The following is a 15,669-nucleotide window of genomic DNA, read 5'->3' on the forward strand; positions in this document are numbered from 1 at the left end:
ATGGCGCATGCCCATATTGCGCACCAGCGCGAGGAATCAAGCCCGACGGACCAGTACGAGGACACCGATGTCTCACCTCCGTGCACCGGCCCCACGTGCCGACCGCCGTGAGGGCGGCCGGCACGGGCGACCGGTCGCCCGCCCCGTTCCCGCACTGCCCGAGACGCACATACGTCCCCAACTCATCCGCCTCGCCGTGCTGCCGCCCACCGCGGTCGCGCTCAGCGGCAGCGCGGTCGTCCTGTTCACCGTCCGCACCACTGGAGTGCGGCCCGGCATGACCCTCTGGGCCGTGATCGCCGGAGCGGTCTCGGTGACCGTCGTGGGCATCGTGATCGCCGCCGTCGCCGCAGGCCGCGCCGCCCGCTCGGTGCGCGACCGTGTCGGCGCCCTGCGCCGCAGCGCCGTCCGCGGCGAAGCCGATGTGCGCGCCCTTGTCGAGGCGCTGCGCCGCGGGGAAACGGCGCCGCAGCGCAAACCGCGCGGCGGACCGCCCGAGGACGCCGACGACTTCGAACTCCTCGCCGCCGACCTGGCCCGCGCCCACGACGGCGCCGTCAGCGCCGTCGTCCAGGCCGCACAGCTCTCCAGCCAGACCGGCAGCGAACAGAAGCTCGAGGTCTTCGTCAACCTCGCCCGGCGGCTGCAGTCCCTCGTGCACCGGGAGATCTCGATCCTCGACGACCTGGAGAACGATATCGAGGACCCCGACCTGCTCAAGGGCCTCTTCCATGTGGATCACCTCGCCACCCGGATCCGGCGGCACGCCGAGAACCTCGCCGTGCTCGGCGGCGCCGTCTCGCGGCGGCAGTGGAGCAACCCCGTCTCCATGACGGAGGTGCTGCGCTCGGCCATCGCCGAGGTCGAGCAGTACTCGCGGGTCAAGCTGGTGCCGCCGATCGACGGCGAACTGCGCGGTCACGCCGTTGCCGACGTCATCCACCTGCTGGCCGAACTCGTCGAGAACGCCACGGTGTTCTCCGCACCCCACACCCAGGTCCTGCTCCGCGCCAACCTCGTCACCTCCGGGCTCGCCGTGGAGGTGGAGGACCGTGGGCTCGGCATGCCGGTCGGCGAGCAGGCCAGGATGAACGCCCTGCTCGCCGACCCCGACCAGGTCAACGTCGCCAGCCTGCTGGCCGACGGCCGCATCGGCCTCTTCGTCGTCTCCCAGCTCGCCCGGCGGCACGGCATCCACGTCCGCCTGCAGTCCAACATCTACGGCGGCGTGCAGGCCGTCCTCGTCGTCCCGCAGGAGCTGCTGGGTACGCAGCCGGGCGTCTCCGGAGCCGTACCGCAGCCGCGCGAGGCGACGGGCAAAGGGCTGCCGCCCGCACCCGCGTCGCGGCAGCAGCCGCAGCGGACCGCGGGCAGACCGGATCCCGCGACGGGGGCAGCCACGCCGTCCCCGGGCGGTGCCTTACCAGTGGTACCCGGGGCAGCGGCGGACGGAAGTCCGGGCGGGGCCCGGGGGAGTGCCGGGGGTGGGGCCCCCAACGGACCCGCGGGGCCCCAGGGCGGATCCCAGGCGGGTTCCGCGCGTGGTCACCGGGCAGGGCAGGGGACCGGGCAGCCGTCGGGCCGTTCCGCCGAGCCGCCGTCGGGCGCCACGAGGTGGCACGCGCATGGTGAGTCCGCGGCGGCGGGCCCGGCGGGCGGTGGTGCCCCGGTGCCGCTGCCGGTGCGCGGTGCCCGCGAGGCGCGGCCCAACCCCGCCGCGGCCGTGCCCGGGGTCCGGGCCGACGACCGCCGGACGGTCGAGGAGAACGCGGGCGCGTCCCCCACCCCGCGCGTCACCGGTGTCGTACGCGGCACCATGGGCAAACCCCAACTGCCCCGCCGCCGCGCCCAGGAGCACATCGTGCCCCAGCTGCGCGGTGGGCCGGCACCACGCCAGGACACCGAGACCCCCGCGGGACACGACCCCGGTCTGATGGCCGCCTTCCAGCGCGGAGTCGGCCTCGCCGAGGCGCAGCAGCACACGGAGGCGGTGCATCCCGAGCCGATGCATGGGGGACCGGCACATGTCGAGTCCGTGCATGGCGGATCGGCACATGTGGAGTCGATCCACACCTCGCCGACAGCGGTGGGGCACGCCCACATGGGTCGGGGAGACATGGATCAGGAGCCGACCCGCACCGAGGCACGCCACACCGAGGCACCTCACACCGAGTGGACCCGTACGAGCCTGACGGACCGGGGCGCGACCGACCCGCACCACCCGGTCCCCGTGCAATCCGAACTCACCGCCCGGCCCGACGGGAGCGCACCGGCCGGATGACCACCCCCGTTTCCGCCCCAGGACCCACCCCCACGCCCGGCGCTCCCACAGACCTTCGTACCCCAAGGAGTCGATCGACCATGGCGAGCGATGCGCCGACCGCCCAGGTATCCGACCTCGACTGGCTGATGAGCGGCCTCGTGCAGCGCGTACCGCACACCTCCAGCGCGGTGCTCCTGTCCTGCGACGGACTGGTGAAGTCCGTCCACGGCCTCGACCCGGACAGCGCCGACCACATGGCCGCCCTCGCGTCCGGCCTGTACTCCCTCGGCCGCAGCGCGGGCATCCGCTTCGGCGACGGCGGGGACGTGCGGCAGGTCGTCGTCGAACTCGACTCGACCCTGCTGTTCGTCACCACCGCCGGCTCCGGCACCTGCCTCGCGGTGCTCGCCGGCCGGGAGGCCGACGCGGCGGTGCTCGGCTACGAGATGGCGATGCTCGTCAAGAGCGTCCGCCCCTACCTGGTGACCGCGCCCCGGCAGCCTGCCGTCGAACCCCCGGCGATGAGGCCTTGAGCGTGCCGACGGCCGGCGACGGGCCCTGGCTCGACGACGCGGCCGGACGGCTGGTGCGCCCCTTCACGGTCAGCAACGGCCGCACCCGGCCCACCATCGACCTGGACCTCATGTCACAGGTGATGGCCACCGGAGCGACCCCCCTCGGCTACCTCGGCCCCGAGCACGCCCAGGCACTCGACCTGTGCCGCGCCCCCGTCCCCGTCGCCGAGGTCGCGGCCCATCTCAAGCTGCCGGCGGTGGTCACCAAGGTGCTGCTCTCCGACCTCGTCGACTGCGGGGCGCTGACCGCCAAGCCCCCCGCGTTCCACCACAACCCCACTGACCGGTCCCTTCTGGAGGCAGTGCTCGATGGACTACGACGACAGCTATGACCCGTTCCCCACCGCACTCAAGATCCTTGTGGCGGGCGGGTTCGGGGTCGGCAAGACCACCTTCGTGGGCGCGGTGAGCGAGATCGCGCCGCTCAGCACGGAGGAGCTCCTCACCACGGTCAGCGCCGCGACCGACAGTCTCGACGGCATCGAGAACAAGATAGAGACGACCGTGGCGATGGACTTCGGCCGCATCACGCTCGACCCGCAGCATGTGCTGTATCTGTTCGGCACGCCCGGACAGGAGCGGTTCTGGTTCATGTGGGACGAGCTGTCCGAAGGCGCGCTCGGCGCGGTCATCCTCGCCGACACCCGCCGCCTGGAGGACTGCTTCGCGGCCGTCGACTTCTTCGAGGAGCGCGGTCTCGGCTTCATCGTCGCCATCAACGAGTTCGACGGGTCCTACCGCTACGACCCGGAGGAGGTGCGCGCCGCCATCGACCTCGACCCCCAGGTCCCCGTCGTCCGCTGCGATGCGCGCATCTCCAGTTCCGGCGTCCAGACCCTGCTCACCCTGGTGCGCCATCTCATCGCCCACGCCCCCGTCCACGCGCCGAGCCACGGCGCCCACAGGTGATCCCCGCACAACCCGCCACGGAGCCCGCACATGACCCACGTCCACACAGCCGGAGCCAGGCCATGAGCTACGAGCCGCCGCGCCCGGTCAGGGGTCTGCTGCTCACCCCCGAGGACCGAGAGGCCCCCGCCCGCACCCACAGACTGCGCCGACTCGGCCTGGGGGAGCGCCCGGAGCCCGCCCTCGACGCCTTCGCGTGCCGCCTCGCCGAGCACACCGGCGCGCCGTACGCCATGGTCAACTTCATCGACGAGGAGCGGCAGTTCTTCGCCGGCCTGCGCACCCCGGGCGCCGGACCGGTCGTGCTGCCCGACGGCACGAGGCCCGAAGTGGGCCGCTATATGCCCCGCGACCACGGCTTCTGCCCCCATGTGGTGGTCCGGCGCAAGGCGCTGGTGCTGGAGGACGTGTGCGACTACCCGCGGTTCGCGGGCAACCCGGTCGTCGACACGTACGGCATCCGCTCCTATCTGGGAGCCCCGCTCATCGACAGCACGGGCATGGTGCTGGGCACCGTGTGCGTCGCCGACATCGAGCCCCGGCACTGGGGCAAGCCCGGTCTGGAGACCATCAAGGCGACGGCCGTGGAACTCGCCGCGGGTCTTGAGCGGCTCGAGGGGTCCACGGGGGCGTGAACGACGGCTTCCGAGGGGCGTGAAGGCAAGCTTCCGTGGGGGCGTGAAGGAAAGCTGAGGCGGCGGTTAAGAAAAGCTCGATGGACCGCGCCCCGCGCATGCGGCAGATTGCAGCTCAGATTCCACCCTCTTCCCCGGTTCAGGGCTCCCTCGGCATGCCCGGAACCAGGGCCTCACCCACAGGAGCCGTAGCGTTGAAGGCGCTGGTCAAGGAGAAGGCGGAGCCCGGGCTGTGGCTCACGGACGTCCCCGAGCCCACGGTCGGACCCGGTGACGTACTGATCAAGGTCCAGCGGACCGGCATCTGCGGCACCGACCTGCACATCCGGTCCTGGGACGGCTGGGCCCGGCAGACGATCCGCACCCCGCTCGTGGTCGGACACGAGTTCGTCGGCGAGGTCGTCGGGACCGGCCGGGACGTCACCGACATCAAGGTGGGCGACCGGGTCAGCGGCGAGGGCCATCTGGTGTGCGGCAAGTGCCGCAACTGCCTGGCCGGCCGCCGTCATCTCTGCCGGGCCACCATCGGGCTCGGCGTCGGCAGGGACGGGGCGTTCGCCGAGTACGTCGCCCTGCCCGCCACCAACGTCTGGGTGCACCGCGTCCCCGTCGACCTCGATGTCGCCGCGATCTTCGATCCGTTCGGCAACGCCGTGCACACGGCGCTGTCCTTCCCGCTGGTCGGCGAGGACGTCCTGATCACCGGCGCCGGACCGATCGGCCTGATGGCCGCGGCGGTGGCCCGGCACGCCGGCGCCCGCAACGTCGTGATCACCGACGTCAGCGAGGAGCGCCTGCAACTGGCGCGGAAGATCGGGGTGAGCCTCGCGATCGATGTGGCCCAGTCGAGCATCGCCGACGGGCAGCGCGAACTCGGCCTGCGCGAGGGCTTCGACATCGGCCTGGAGATGTCCGGCCGCGCCGAGGCGATGCGCGACATGATCGCCAACATGACGCACGGCGGCCGGATCGCCATGCTCGGCCTGCCGACGCAGGAGTTCCCCGTCGACTGGGCCCGGATCGTCACCTCGATGATCACCATCAAGGGCATCTACGGCCGCGAGATGTTCGAGACCTGGTACGCGATGTCGGTGCTGCTGGAAGCCGGCCTCGACCTGTCCCCCGTGATCACCGGCCGATACGACTACCGCGACTTCGAGGCGGCGTTCGCCGACGCGGCGAGCGGCAAGGGCGGCAAGGTCATCCTCGACTGGACTGCGTAAGTCACCCGTTTTTCTAGGAGCTTTCCGATGTTCGACTCCGTGCGCGACGACCTGCGCGCCACCCTCGACGAGATCCGTGCCGCCGGTCTGCACAAGCCCGAGCGCGTCATCGACACCCCGCAGTCCGCGACCGTCAACGTCAGTGCGGGCGGCCGCCCCGGCGAGGTCCTCAACTTCTGCGCCAACAACTACCTCGGCCTCGCCGACCACCCCGAGGTGATCGCCGCGGCCCACACGGCCCTGGACCGCTGGGGCTACGGCATGGCGTCCGTGCGCTTCATCTGCGGTACGCAGGAGGTGCACAAGGAGCTGGAGGCGCGGCTGTCGGCCTTCCTCGGGCAGGAGGACACGATCCTCTACTCCTCCTGCTTCGACGCCAACGGCGGCGTCTTCGAGACGCTGCTCGACGCCGAGGACGCGGTGATCTCCGACGCCCTCAACCACGCCTCGATCATCGACGGCATCCGTCTGTCCAAGGCCCGCCGCTTCCGCTACGCCAACCGCGACATGGCGGACCTGGAGCGGCAGTTGAAGGAGGCCACCGAGGGCGGTGCGCGCCGCAGGCTGATCGTCACGGACGGCGTCTTCTCCATGGACGGCTATGTGGCCCCGCTCCGGGAGATCTGCGACCTGGCCGACCGCTACGGCGCGATGGTCATGGTCGACGACTCGCACGCCGTCGGCTTCGTCGGTCCCGGCGGCCGCGGCACCCCCGAACTGCACGGTGTCATGGACCGCGTCGACATCGTCACCGGCACCCTCGGCAAGGCGCTCGGCGGCGCCTCCGGCGGCTATGTCGCCGCCCGCGCCGAGATCGTGGCCCTGCTGCGCCAGCGCTCGCGGCCGTACCTGTTCTCGAACACGCTCGCCCCGGTGATCGCCGCCGCCTCCCTGAAGGTCATCGACCTGCTGGAGTCGGCCGACGACCTGCGCGTCCGGCTCACCGAGAACACGGCGCTGTTCCGCCGCCGGATGACCGAGGAGGGCTTCGACGTCCTCCCCGGCGACCACGCCATCGCGCCCGTCATGATCGGCGACGCGGCGAAGGCGGGTCGGCTGGCGGAGCTGCTGCTGGAGCGCGGTGTGTATGTGATCGGCTTCTCCTACCCGGTCGTCCCGCAGGGCCAGGCCCGCATCCGCGTCCAGCTGTCCGCCGCCCACTCCACCGAGGACGTCGACCGCGCGGTCGACGCCTTCGTCGCGGCCCGGGCGGAGCTGGCGGGCTGAGCGGGGCGCACGCCTTGCGATAATTGGCCGCATGATCGAAGCGCGGCGGCTCCACATCCTGCGTGCGGTGGCGGACCACCGCACCGTGACAGCGGCTGCCGCCGCGCTCTATCTCACGCCCTCGGCCGTCTCCCAGCAGCTGGCGGCCCTGGAGCAGGAGACCGGCCACCGGCTGGTCGAGCGCAGCGCCAAGGGCGTACGGCTGACTCCGGCCGGTGAGATCCTGCTCGGGCACACCAACGCCGTCCTCGCCCAGCTGGAGCGGGCCGAGGCGGAGCTCGCGGCGTACGGCTCGGGCGAGGCCGGCACGGTCACGGTCGCCGCCTTCGCGACCGGTATCGCCCAGGTCGTCGCACCCGCGGTGGCCCGGCTCGCGCAGGCGGCGCCCGGCATACGCATCCGCGTCCAGGACACCGAGGGCGACGCAAGCCTGCCCATGGTCCTGGACCGGCAGGTCGATGTCGCGGTCGCCGTCGAGTACCGAGGGGCCCCGCCCGCCGACGACCCGCGGCTGACCCACGTCCCGCTCTACGCCGAGCCCTTCGACGCGGTCGTCCCGGTCACCCACCGCCTCGCCGACGCCACCGAGGTCCCCCTCGCGGAGCTGGCCAAGGACACGTGGATCGGCCCCTACCCCGGCAACCCCTGCCACGACGTCGTCGTCCTGGCCTGTGAGAGCGCCGGATTCCAGCCCCGCCTCGAACACTCCTCGGACGACTTCCGGGCGGTCGTCGCCCTCGCCTCGGCCGACGCGGGCGTCGCCCTCGTCCCCCGCTCCGCCCTGCGCGGCATGGACCTCACGGGCGTGGTGGTCCGCCCCGTCGACGGCGTCGCCCCGACCCGCCGGGTCTTCGCGGCGGTACGGCGGGGAGCCGAGGGCCACCCCTTGATCCGGCAGGTGCTGGACGCACTCGGCGAGGCGGCCCAGGCGTGAGGCCGGTCCCGGCCGCGCGGTGAACGCGTCGAGCGGTGGCTGACCGCCGGTGCCGGCATCGTCGCTCTCCTGCAAGCAGATGTCCGCTCTGACCAGGTGATTGTCAGTGGTACGGGCTACGGTGCCTGTCATGCCGGATGCCGAAGACGTACGCCGTATCGCCCTGTCCCTGCCGGACACCACGGAGAAGATCGCCTGGAGCATGCCCACGTTCCGGGTGGCCGGGAAGATGTTCGCCACGCTGCCCGAGGAGGAGACCTCCATCGCCGTGCGCTGTCCCAAGGAGGAGCGCGACGAACTGGTCCTGGCGGAACCGAAGAAGTTCTGGATCGCCGACCACGAGGCCCAGTTCGCCTGGGTCCGCGTCCGGCTCGCCGCGCTGGAGGGCGAGGACGAACTGCGCGACATCCTCGCCGACTCCTGGCGCCAGGCGGCCCCGACCCGACTCCTCGACTCCCACCCGGAACTGGGGCTGCCGGGCGGGGTGTAACAGCCGACTGGCGCTCGGCGCGGGCAACCCCGTGACCGCGCACCGATCACCCCCGTACCGGCACCGCGACGAACCCCGCGATCCGGTCCCGCAGGCCTGCCGCGTCGAGTCCGTGCGCGGCGATGTGCTCCTCGATGCTTCCGTACCGGCGCAGTTCGCGGCGCCCCACGCCCAGTGCGAGCGCCCGGTGGGGCACGTCCGAGAGGGCCTCGTTCACGGCGGCCGTCGTTGTCCCGGCGAGATACGGCTCGACGAGTACGACGTCCGTGCCCGCCGACTCGGTGGCCCGCCGCAGTGCGGGCGCGTCGAAGGGCCGTACCGTCGTCGCGTACAGGACGGTGACATCGAGGTGCTCGGTGGCGGCCAGGACGGCGTCCAGCACCGGACCCACGGCGACGACCACACCGCAGCGCCCCTCACGGACGGTGCGGAAACGCCGGCCGTCCACCGGGAGGCCCTGCCGGTTGGCCTGCACGGACAGGCGGACGTACACCTTGTCGTCCCCGGCCGCGACCGCGTGCCGCAGCAGCGTCTCGGCCTCGTCGGGGTGCCCGGGCACATGTACGGTCCAGCCGTCCAGGGTGTCGAGCAGTGCCACGTCACCGGGTGCCATGTGCGTGTACCCGCCGGCGGGCCAGTCGAAGGAGGCGGCCGCGCTCACCAGGACCGCCCCGACGTCCTGGTGCCCCAGGTCCAGCTTCACCTGCTCGAAGGGCCGCTCGACCAGAAAGCTGGCGAAGGTGTGCACGACCGGCCGCATCCCGGTGAGCGCCAGCCCGGCCGCGGCGCCGACCAGGAGCTGCTCGCGGATACCGACGTTGATCACCCGGTCCGGATGCCGGCGCCGTGCCTCGGCGAAGCCGTCCTTGCCGATCTCGGCGAGGACGACCGCGACCCGGGGATCCTCGTCGAGGATCCGGGAGACGACGGGGGCGAAGCGGTCACGCATGGTGTCCATGGAGGTCAGGCCCTTCTGGAAATGGGGAATCGGTTCAGGCGTGCTTCGGCTCGACACGGGCCACGACCACGTGCGGGCGGCCCGGATGGGGCGCGCCGAAGGCGGCGTACAGCGCCTCGTGGTCACGGCCGTCGACGGTGACCGCGGACCAGCCCGCGGCCTCGAAGCGCGCGGTGATCCCGCCGGGCCGGGCGTGGCTCGCGGAGGAGTTGTCGACGACGACGGTGTGCAGCCGCTGAAGACCGGCGGGCCCGGCGAAGGCGATCGCCTCGTGGTTGCTGCCCTCGTCCAGCTCGGCGTCCCCGATCAGCACCCACACCCGCGGATCGTCCAGCCCCTGGGCGCGCAGTCCCAGCGCCGTGCCCACCGCGATGGGCAGCCCGTGCCCGAGCGATCCGCTGCCGATCTCCGCCCCCGGCACCAGCACGCGGTCGGGGTGGTGGCCGAGCGGGGAGTCGTACGAACCGAAGCCCGCCAGCCACTCGACCGGCACGAAGCCCTTGGCGGCCAGCACCGCGTAGTACGCCATCGGCCCGTGCCCCTTGCTCAGCAGGAACCGGTCCCGCGCCGGATCGTCCATCGACCGCGGCCCGACCCGCAGCACCCGGTCGTACAGCACCCACAGCACGTCGAGCGTGGAGGTGGCCGCCGGGCCGTGCTTCTCGTCGCCGGTCATCCCGCTCATCAGCCCCGGCAGGTCGGTGTACGCGTATGTGCGCCCGTGCGTCTCGGTGATCGTCATACGGATGATCGTGCAACCTCGACCAAACTTGAGGTCAAGACAAAGGGTGCGCGACCACCGACCCGAGTGCGGTATTGTTTCCCTGCGCGTTTCGACCGGGGAAACCCCAGGTCAGACGGCACCGGGACGTGGCGCAGCTTGGTAGCGCACTTGACTGGGGGTCAAGGGGTCGCAGGTTCAAATCCTGTCGTCCCGACGGTGCGAAGGGTCTTCGCGGGCAATAGTCCGCGGGGGCCCTTTCTCGCTAGGGCCGGTAGCGTCCGGTGACCTCGGTGAGGTAGCCCCGCAGCATGGTTCTGGCCTCGGCGAGGAGGGCGGTGTCGCCCTCGGGGCCGCGGCGGAACGCCTCCTGGGCGAGTGCGTCGGCGGCCAGGAACGCGGCGTGGCAGGCCCGGCTCAGGGCCTCGTCGTCCTCGGCCAGGCCCAGTGCGAGCAGAATGCGGCGGACCCCGTCGGCCATCCGGTGCTTGTGCGCGCGGTCCGCCTCCCGGGTCCGCTCGGTCAGACCGCTGCCGAACCACAGCGCCCGGAAGCCGTGTTCGGTGCGGTAGACCGCTGCACAGGCGTCGATCAGCACGCCGACCGGGTCGTCCCAGCGCTCGTCGGCCGCGGCCCGGGCGAAGTCCTCCATGACCGCCTCGAGCCGGGCGAAGTATCTGCCCGCCAGGGCGTCGATGATGGCGTCGCGGTCGGGCAGGTACTGGTACAGCGAGCCGACCGACACCTTCGCCTCCGCCGCGACGCGTGTGGTGGTCAGCGACTCGACGCCCTCGGAGACCAGGACCCGCTCGGCGGCCTCCAGGACTTGGGCCAGGCGGGCCTTGCTGCGCGCCTGCCGGGGCGTGCGGCGCAGCGGGGTGACGCCGTCGGCGCGGTCGGTTTCCGTGGTCGGCTCGCCCACGCATGGCCTCCGAAGCTGAACGTGACTTTGTTTCAGGTTTACGTTAGCGTCGCGGACATGACGGACTCAAGCTCCGCGCTGGGCCGGGAGAGAGCCGCCGTCGCGGACGCCTGCCGCCGTCTGGGGGCGGCGGGACTGCTGATCGGCACGGCCGGAAACGTCAGTGTGCGGGTGGGGGAGCGGGTCGCGGTCACCGCGACCGGAGCGGTGCTCGCCCAGTTGACCGCCGGTCAGGTGAGCGTGGTCGACCTGGACGGGAAGGTCGTCGCCGGGACCCTGCGGCCGACCTCCGAACTGGAACTCCACCTCGGCGTCTACCGGCGCTACGGCGCAGGCGCCGTCGTGCACACCCACGCCCCGATGGCCACCGCCCTGTCCTGCGTCCTGGACGAACTGCCCTGCATCCACTACCAGTTGCTCGCCCTCGGTGGCAGCGTCAGGGTGGCCCCGTACGCCACGTTCGGCACCCCGGCACTCGCCGAGTCGGTCCTCGGGGCACTGGAGGGCCGCAGCGCCGCCCTGATGGCCAGTCACGGGGCGCTCACCCACGGCCCGACGCTCGACAAGGCGGTCGAGAACGCCCTGCTGCTGGAGTGGGCCTGCGGTGTCTACCAGCACGCGGCCGCCCTCGGCACTCCCCGTGTGCTCGACGAGCAGCAGCAACGCGCGGTGATCGAGGCCGCGGTCGCACGCAATTACGGCACCGCTCAGTCCGTACCACCCGCACGGGAGGGAAACCGATGAAGGTCGTCACGCTGGGCGTACATGTGCTGGACGTGCTGGTGCGGCCGGTGGAGGCCATACCCGAGGGCCAGGGCGCGACCCTGGTGGAGGACATCCGGATGACCGCCGCCGGCACCGCAGGCGGGACCGCGCTCACCCTGGCCAAGCTGGGCGCCTCGGTGCGCAGTGCGGGCGCCATCGGCACCGATCCCACCGGAGACATGCTGGTCCAGCTGCTGGGCCGGGCGGGCATCGACACCGGGTGCCTCGTCCGCCGCGCGGACACCCCCACCTCGGCGAGCGTCCTGCCCGTCCGCCCGAACGGCGACCGGCCCTCGCTGCATCTGCTCGGCGCCAACATCACCTACGGGCTCGACGACATCCCCTGGGACGCGATCGCCGAAGCCACGCATCTGCACCTCGGCGGCCCCGAACTGATCGGGGTCGACGTCGCCGCGCGCATCCTGGCGCACGCCAAGGAGCACGGCGTCGTCACCTCCGTGGACCTGCTCGCCCCCGGTGTCCTCGGCGGCTTCGAGCAGATCGCGGCGGCCCTGCCGTACGTCGACCACCTGCTGCCCAACGACGAACAGGTCCTGGGCTTCTCCGGCGAGGAGGACCTGGTCACGGGCGCCAAGAAGTTCCTCGGCGCGGGTGCTGGCCTCGTCGCGGTAACGCGCGGCGGTGACGGCGCGCTCCTGGTCACCGAGGAGGGCACCGAAACGGTCCCCGCCTTCGCGATCGACGTCGTCGACACCACCGGCTGCGGTGACGCCTTCTCGGCCGGGTTCCTGCGCGGAGTGGGCCTGGGCCGTACACCCCGCGAGTCCGCCGTGCTCGGCTGTGCCGCGGCGGCCCTGGTGGCCCAGGGACTCGGCAGTGACCACGGCGACTTCGACCTCGCGGCCGCCGACGCGTTCGCCGCGGCGCACAAGTCGCGCGCCTGAGCCGGCTCAGGCCACGTGGCCCACATGCGCGAGGGCCTGCTTCAGCAGCACGCCGTGGCCGCCCGGCATCTCGCTCTGGACCGCCGCCGAGACGGCCTCCTGCGGGGTGAACCACACCAGGTCCAGGGCGTCCTGCCGGGGCCGGCAGTCGCCGGCCACGGGCACGACGTAGGCGAGGGACACCGCGTGCTGGCGCGGGTCGTGGTACGGGGTGACACCCGTGGTCGGGAAGTACTCGGCGACCGTGAACGGCTGCAGGGAGGGCGGGACCCGCGGCAGAGCCACCGGGCCGAGGTCCTTCTCCAGATGGCGCAACAGGGCGTCACGGACCCGTTCGTGGTGCAGGACACGGCCGGAGACCAGGGTCCGGCTGACCGTTCCGTCCGGCCCGATGCGGAGCAGCAGGCCGATGCTGGTGACGTCGCCGCTGTCGTCGACGCGCACGGGCACGGCCTCGACGTACAGGATCGGCATACGGGCGCGGGCCATTTCCAGCTCGTCCGTGGACAGCCAGCCGGGCGTGGTTTCGGTCATGTCAGACATTGCTTGATCATACTTTCCGGGTGGGGCGCGCGCTCAGTCGCGGCCGTGGTCGGATACGGGCAGTCCGTACAGGCGACGGGCGTTGTCACGCCCCGTCCAGGCGGCGATCAGCAGGGCATCGGGCAGGCTCAGCTCGTCGGCGTCCACCCGGTCCTGGAGCAGCGCCGTCAGCCCCTGCCGGAACGACAGCGCGCCGAGGTGGTGGAATTCGGCCACACCGTAGGCATCGGAGCTGTACAGAAGTTTGCGGAACGGGGTGATCTCCAGGGCCTCCTCCAGGATCGCCCGGGACCGGGCCGGCCCCGCGTAGTGCAGGGCGAGCCCGACGTCGAGGTACACGTGCTCGAACACCGCCGCCAGATAGGCGGCCTGCCGCTGGTAGGGCCAGCAGTGCAGGAACAGCACCGGGATCGTGCCGCTCGTCAGATGCAGCCAGTCCGTCAGCAGGGCGGGGTCGGAGCGGTGCAGCCGGATGTCGTTGTCGCCGAGTCCGGTGTGGAGCTGGAGCGGCAGTCCGAGGTCCACGGCGGTCCACAGCAGATGCCGTACCAGGACCGGGTCGGCCATGCGGCCGGTGCCGGATCCGAGGGCGTGCCGGGCCGCCCGTGTCACGTCCGCGTCCGCCGGTCTCGCGGGGTCCAGGCCGAAGCCGGTGCGGTAGGCGGCCACCGACTTCACCGCCACCACACCCGGGCGCCGTACGGCGTCCTCCGCGGCCGCCCGGAACACGCGCGCGTACTCGCCCGCCTCGACGCCCCGCGCGAGGACCGCCTCGGCCACCCCCTCCAGGCGTACGACCTCGTGCGCCGCAGCGCCCGCGGCCCGCGCCAGCTCCGCCGGACCGGTGACGGGATGCGGGGCATAACCCGTGTCCACGCAGAACGCCTCGGCCCCCGCCGCGGTGAGGAACCGCCGGTTGACCTCGCGCCAGCCCAGGGCGGAGCGCCGGGCGAGATAGTCGGCAGCGGGCGCATGCCGGGGCAGATCCAGCAGAGGCGCGCAGTGCCGCCGTACGGCCACGCCGACGGGGCTGTCGAAAGGGGAGATCCCGCTGCCGGGCCACACCTCGCCCTCAGTGATCAGTGACTCGAACTCCGGCGGGTCGAGGTCGGCCATGACGGCGCCGTGGCAGTGGTGGTCCACCAGCGGCAGACCGGCGAGCGCCTCCCGGACCGGTCCGGACGCGGCCATCGTCAGTACTTCCAGCGGTAGGCCGCCGCCACCTGCGCGTCGTCGAGGCCCTCGACGGCGGCGGCCTCCCCGAGGCGTACGGCGCTCACGGCGTCGGCGAGGACCGGGCCCAGCGCGGCACGCAGCACCTCGTCCGCGCGGAACCGTTCCACGGCCTCCTTCAGCGAGACCGGCAGCCGGTGCACGCCCCGGGCCGCCGCCTCCTCGGCTCCGAACCGTGCCGGGTCCCCGGTGATCTCCTCGGGCAGGGGCGCGGCCGACGCCGTCCCGTCGAGCCCGGCGGCGATGACGCAGCCCAGGGCGAGATAGGGGTTGGCGGCCAGGTCGACCGGTTTGACCTCCAGGTTCGCCGACTGCTCCTGGCGGCCTGCCGTACCGGTGACCACCCGCAGCGCGGCCTCGCGGGTCTCCCGGCCCCAGGCGGTGAACACCCCGGCCCACTGGGAGGGCTTGAGCCGCAGATAGCTCGCCGGACTCGGCGCGGTCACGGCCGTCAGCGCGGGCAGCCGGGTGAGCACCCCGGCCGTGAACGACTCGGCCTCGGCCGTCATGCCGTACCGGCCCGCGCCCCCGGCGTGCAGATTCACCCCGTCGCGCAGACAGGAGAGATGGATGTGGCCGCCGTTGCCGACCCCCTCGGCGGACACGGCCGGGGCGAAGGACACGCGCAGGCCGTGGCGCTGCGACACCGCGCGGATGGTCTGCCGCACCAGCACGCTGCTGTCGGCTGCCGCCACCGGGTCCAGCGGCCCGGCCGACAGCTCGAACTGGCCGGGCGCGTACTCGGGATGGATCTGCTCCACGTCCACCCCCTGCGCGGCGCAGGCCGCGAGCAGGTCGGCGGTGTAGTCGCTCAGCTCGACCTGCCGGGTCGCGCCGTACGCCGGACCGGACACCGCCGGGACGAACTCCCCGGCGGGCGCCGATCCGAGACCGGCCGACCACTCGATCTCGATGCCCGCGCGGAAGGTGAACCCGAGCCGCTCCTCGGCGTCCGCGACCAGGCGGCGCAGGAAGGTGCGGCTGCATCCGGGGTGGCGCTCGCCCTCCTGGGTGATGCGGTCGACGGGGGCCCAGGCCCAGCCGGGCTGCCCGGCCAGCTCCACCAGCCCGTCGAGGTCCGGGTAGAGCCGCAGATCGCCGTCCGGGGAGCCGAGGACGTCGGTCGTGACGATGGAGTCGTCGGCCAGGAATGTGTCGAAGACGGGGGACATCCCGATGCCCCAGGCCGCCGCGTCGGCGAGCCGCGCCGTCGGGACCGTCTTCACCCGGCCGATGCCCGCGGTGTCCACATAGGCCAGTACGACTCCGCGCACGCCCCGCTCGGCCAGCTCCGCGGCGAGCGCGTCGGCCCGCCGGACATCGCCCGGACGTCCACCGGGCACGGGGTCGACAAGGGTGGTCATGG

General features: G+C 72.6%; 17 protein-coding genes and 1 tRNA gene. 12 read left to right on the forward strand and 6 right to left on the reverse strand.

All coding sequences use genetic code 11. The features are described 5' to 3' along the window. The first annotated feature begins 67 nt into the window (after positions 1-67). From N8I87_RS34845 to N8I87_RS34885, 9 genes are all read left to right on the forward strand, one after another. Complete coding sequence (locus tag N8I87_RS34845) at positions 68-2,281, forward strand: ATP-binding protein (protein ID WP_263214761.1); 2,214 nt, start codon at positions 68-70, stop codon at positions 2,279-2,281. Between the two features lie 80 nt (positions 2,282-2,361). Continuing rightward, positions 2,362-2,796 carry a roadblock/LC7 domain-containing protein gene (locus tag N8I87_RS34850; protein WP_263214762.1) on the forward strand — a complete coding sequence of 145 codons (435 nt, stop codon included), beginning with the start codon at positions 2,362-2,364 and terminating at the stop codon, positions 2,794-2,796. Positions 2,797-2,798: 2 nt separating this feature from the next. After that, a complete protein-coding gene (locus tag N8I87_RS34855) occupies positions 2,799-3,170 on the forward strand; it encodes a DUF742 domain-containing protein (protein WP_263216807.1) in 372 nt (123 codons plus the stop codon). Beyond that, complete coding sequence (locus N8I87_RS34860) at positions 3,148-3,747, forward strand: GTP-binding protein (protein ID WP_263214763.1); 600 nt, start codon at positions 3,148-3,150, stop codon at positions 3,745-3,747. The genes N8I87_RS34855 and N8I87_RS34860 overlap by 23 nt, the downstream gene beginning before the upstream one ends. A gap of 62 nt (positions 3,748-3,809) precedes the next feature. Next, on the forward strand, positions 3,810-4,382 hold the full coding sequence (locus N8I87_RS34865; RefSeq protein WP_263214764.1) for a GAF domain-containing protein: 573 nt from the start codon (positions 3,810-3,812) through the stop codon (positions 4,380-4,382). A gap of 194 nt (positions 4,383-4,576) precedes the next feature. Then, positions 4,577-5,605: an L-threonine 3-dehydrogenase gene (tdh, locus tag N8I87_RS34870; protein WP_263214766.1), complete on the forward strand. Its 1,029-nt coding sequence runs from the start codon at positions 4,577-4,579 to the stop codon at positions 5,603-5,605. Positions 5,606-5,632: 27 nt separating this feature from the next. Further along, entirely contained in the window at positions 5,633-6,832 is a 1,200-nt protein-coding gene (locus N8I87_RS34875; protein WP_263214768.1) for a glycine C-acetyltransferase, read from the forward strand. 31 nt (positions 6,833-6,863) lie between these two features. Continuing rightward, positions 6,864-7,766 (forward strand): LysR family transcriptional regulator, encoded by a 903-nt coding sequence (locus N8I87_RS34880; protein WP_263214770.1) that lies wholly within the window; start codon positions 6,864-6,866, stop codon positions 7,764-7,766. A gap of 130 nt (positions 7,767-7,896) precedes the next feature. Beyond that, positions 7,897-8,256 carry an MmcQ/YjbR family DNA-binding protein gene (locus N8I87_RS34885; protein ID WP_263214772.1) on the forward strand — a complete coding sequence of 120 codons (360 nt, stop codon included), beginning with the start codon at positions 7,897-7,899 and terminating at the stop codon, positions 8,254-8,256. A gap of 46 nt (positions 8,257-8,302) precedes the next feature. Here N8I87_RS34885 and N8I87_RS34890 read toward each other — a convergent pair whose 3' ends face one another. Then, positions 8,303-9,214: a transketolase family protein gene (locus N8I87_RS34890; protein ID WP_263214774.1), complete on the reverse strand. Its 912-nt coding sequence runs from the start codon at positions 9,212-9,214 to the stop codon at positions 8,303-8,305. 34 nt (positions 9,215-9,248) lie between these two features. Next, entirely contained in the window at positions 9,249-9,956 is a 708-nt protein-coding gene (locus N8I87_RS34895; protein ID WP_263214776.1) for a thiamine pyrophosphate-binding protein, read from the reverse strand. Between the two features lie 122 nt (positions 9,957-10,078). Between N8I87_RS34895 and N8I87_RS34900 the strand changes: the two genes are divergently transcribed. Further along, positions 10,079-10,152: transfer RNA gene (locus tag N8I87_RS34900), tRNA-Pro, on the forward strand. Positions 10,153-10,200: 48 nt separating this feature from the next. Here N8I87_RS34900 and N8I87_RS34905 read toward each other — a convergent pair. After that, positions 10,201-10,857, reverse strand: coding sequence for a TetR/AcrR family transcriptional regulator (locus N8I87_RS34905; protein ID WP_263214778.1), 657 nt, complete (start codon positions 10,855-10,857; stop codon positions 10,201-10,203). 57 nt (positions 10,858-10,914) lie between these two features. Between N8I87_RS34905 and N8I87_RS34910 the strand changes: the two genes are divergently transcribed. Together N8I87_RS34910 and N8I87_RS34915 are read left to right on the forward strand one after the other, a co-directional pair. Beyond that, positions 10,915-11,601: a class II aldolase/adducin family protein gene (locus N8I87_RS34910; RefSeq protein ID WP_263214779.1), complete on the forward strand. Its 687-nt coding sequence runs from the start codon at positions 10,915-10,917 to the stop codon at positions 11,599-11,601. Then, entirely contained in the window at positions 11,598-12,527 is a 930-nt protein-coding gene (locus N8I87_RS34915; protein ID WP_263214780.1) for a carbohydrate kinase family protein, read from the forward strand. Before N8I87_RS34910 ends, N8I87_RS34915 begins: the two co-directional genes overlap by 4 nt. A gap of 6 nt (positions 12,528-12,533) precedes the next feature. Here the strand turns inward: N8I87_RS34915 and N8I87_RS34920 are convergent, their stop codons facing one another. The 3 genes from N8I87_RS34920 to N8I87_RS34930 are packed head-to-tail and all read right to left on the reverse strand — an operon-like array spanning position 12,534 to position 15,667. Beyond that, positions 12,534-13,061, reverse strand: a complete 528-nt coding sequence (locus N8I87_RS34920) for an NUDIX hydrolase family protein (RefSeq protein WP_263216809.1) — start codon at positions 13,059-13,061, stop codon at positions 12,534-12,536. A gap of 42 nt (positions 13,062-13,103) precedes the next feature. Continuing rightward, a complete protein-coding gene (locus N8I87_RS34925; protein WP_263214782.1) occupies positions 13,104-14,261 on the reverse strand; it encodes an amidohydrolase family protein in 1,158 nt (385 codons plus the stop codon). A 2-nt stretch (positions 14,262-14,263) separates the two neighbouring features. Continuing rightward, on the reverse strand, positions 14,264-15,667 hold the full coding sequence (locus tag N8I87_RS34930; RefSeq protein WP_263214783.1) for a type I glutamate--ammonia ligase: 1,404 nt from the start codon (positions 15,665-15,667) through the stop codon (positions 14,264-14,266). Between the last annotated feature and the right edge of the window lie 2 nt (positions 15,668-15,669).

The organism is Streptomyces sp. HUAS 15-9 (assembly GCF_025642155.1).
Taxonomy (GTDB): domain Bacteria; phylum Actinomycetota; class Actinomycetes; order Streptomycetales; family Streptomycetaceae; genus Streptomyces.

Coding starts and splice junctions, on each gene's coding strand:
- N8I87_RS34865 (WP_263214764.1), top strand. CDS start 3,810: ATGAGCTACGAGCCGCCGCGCCCGGTCAGGGGTCTGCTGCTCACCCCC.
- N8I87_RS34845 (WP_263214761.1), top strand. CDS start 68: ATGTCTCACCTCCGTGCACCGGCCCCACGTGCCGACCGCCGTGAGGGC.
- N8I87_RS34910 (WP_263214779.1), top strand. CDS start 10,915: ATGACGGACTCAAGCTCCGCGCTGGGCCGGGAGAGAGCCGCCGTCGCG.
- N8I87_RS34880 (WP_263214770.1), top strand. CDS start 6,864: ATGATCGAAGCGCGGCGGCTCCACATCCTGCGTGCGGTGGCGGACCAC.
- N8I87_RS34930 (WP_263214783.1), bottom strand. CDS start 15,667: ATGACCACCCTTGTCGACCCCGTGCCCGGTGGACGTCCGGGCGATGTC.
- N8I87_RS34920 (WP_263216809.1), bottom strand. CDS start 13,061: ATGACCGAAACCACGCCCGGCTGGCTGTCCACGGACGAGCTGGAAATG.
- N8I87_RS34915 (WP_263214780.1), top strand. CDS start 11,598: ATGAAGGTCGTCACGCTGGGCGTACATGTGCTGGACGTGCTGGTGCGG.
- N8I87_RS34885 (WP_263214772.1), top strand. CDS start 7,897: ATGCCGGATGCCGAAGACGTACGCCGTATCGCCCTGTCCCTGCCGGAC.
- N8I87_RS34860 (WP_263214763.1), top strand. CDS start 3,148: ATGGACTACGACGACAGCTATGACCCGTTCCCCACCGCACTCAAGATC.
- N8I87_RS34925 (WP_263214782.1), bottom strand. CDS start 14,261: ATGGCCGCGTCCGGACCGGTCCGGGAGGCGCTCGCCGGTCTGCCGCTG.
- N8I87_RS34895 (WP_263214776.1), bottom strand. CDS start 9,956: ATGACGATCACCGAGACGCACGGGCGCACATACGCGTACACCGACCTG.
- N8I87_RS34890 (WP_263214774.1), bottom strand. CDS start 9,214: ATGGACACCATGCGTGACCGCTTCGCCCCCGTCGTCTCCCGGATCCTC.
- N8I87_RS34875 (WP_263214768.1), top strand. CDS start 5,633: ATGTTCGACTCCGTGCGCGACGACCTGCGCGCCACCCTCGACGAGATC.
- N8I87_RS34850 (WP_263214762.1), top strand. CDS start 2,362: ATGGCGAGCGATGCGCCGACCGCCCAGGTATCCGACCTCGACTGGCTG.